The sequence below is a fragment of the Bathymodiolus azoricus thioautotrophic gill symbiont genome, from assembly GCF_001298715.1.
Classification (GTDB): domain Bacteria; phylum Pseudomonadota; class Gammaproteobacteria; order PS1; family Pseudothioglobaceae; genus Thiodubiliella.
In genome coordinates this window covers 1-1,536 of the sequence record NZ_CDSC02000430.1, presented here as the reverse complement: position 1 = coordinate 1,536, position 1,536 = coordinate 1, and the positions used below count along the sequence as shown (strand labels likewise).

The 1,536-nt window shown below is 33.1% G+C and carries 1 protein-coding gene; it reads left to right on the top strand.

The features are described 5' to 3' along the window. A partial coding sequence (locus tag BAZSYMA_RS10250) for a hypothetical protein (RefSeq protein WP_206599458.1) occupies positions 1-218 on the top strand: 218 nt, incomplete at its 5' end. Between the last annotated feature and the right edge of the window lie 1,318 nt (positions 219-1,536).

Genomic DNA, 1,536 nt, shown 5'->3' with positions numbered 1-1,536 from the left:
TTAAAAATATTTTTTTAAGCAGAAAGTTAGAAAAAAGGGGGGTGGTCCGTGCAACGACTGCCTGTGTATTGTTTTTGTTATTAGAATGGTTGAATTTCACTTTCGTTTTTGGTATTAAATTTCTTGCTTATTTTTTCTGCAGAATAGATCAATTTCATTTGCGATTTGTCATTCAATTGCTTATTATTTTTTCTGTAGAACAGTTGAATTTTCACTAGCGTCTTGTCATTGCATTGTTAATAACAATAATCTGGAATAATCGTCTTTTGGTTTAGAAAAATAGTTTAATATTCCCATGATTTGTGATAGTCAATAAGGAGAATAAATAATGTGATGAATATTGTTAAAATTCCCTTTACACTTACATAGATTAGAATCACATAATATTTGTATAACAATAATGATGGTATCAATTAATTAAGAGTAAAATAGAAAATTAAACATGAATAAGTTAATATTTGAAAAATGAAAATCAATTTTGTAAATTGTGGTTTATCACTAACGCTATGTAGGTTGGCGATTTTCTGATTGCTTCTATCCTATTGAGCTTGACATAAGGGGTAGCACTGATACAGCTAGGTCTGCTTCATACCTTGATATACACATCGAAGTTGACAGTGAGGGCAAGTTAATAAGGCAGCAGCTCCATATTGTGTATTTATCTCTCAGTTGATCTAATATCCTGGAGCTTGTAAATTCGAAAGTGATTTTTTTCACTTGATAAAGGGTTGCTGCTCACAACGAAGCTACTGAACCAAGAGTTCCAAGTGGCGAAGTTGTGTTTGTTAGCGCTGCCTGTCATTGTCCTGTGTATGGTGTTCCCAATGTAGTCATTGTATCTGGGTTATCTATTTGTGATTACCCCTACTGTTTTCTCTGTCATTTATTTCTGATATCTCACTGTTGCGACACTTCATTGTTCCGTTATTCTATTGTTGTGACATCCACTTATTATGACATTACAATATGCCGACATACATTTGTTCCTACTTCCAACTTTACATGAGCAGACATTATTTCATAGTGTACATTCAACATATTTGTTCAGCTTTCATTATTATTTACCACATTTGAAACGTGAACAACAGGTTACTAATTGTAGTAATTACCAAACTAAATGAAAATGCATAGTAAACTGCTGCACATGCTGCGTGACATTAATATGTTAATTGTCATATCGCTTAAAATGGTTCAATCGTTCATGTAACATATTAATATAGTTTTTTTTTAATGTTTTTCTAATGTTAGTTTTCCATGTATTCATTTAACGCACATATTGTTTCATATTGGTTTATTATCTTGTTTTCGTCCCAATCACAGATGAAATATTTATCTACGGATGTCTAAGACAATGAATGAATTCAGTTTGCTTGTACTTAGCTGCCGTTTCAAGCTTAGGAGTACCTGGTGGGAGGTGTGCCAGTGACGCGTCGTGCATACAAAGATATATGTCTACGTCTTTGAATTAACCATAGTGATGTACATAGTAGTCACCTAATGGAACATGACTCCGTGACCAAGTGGTTACAGCGATAA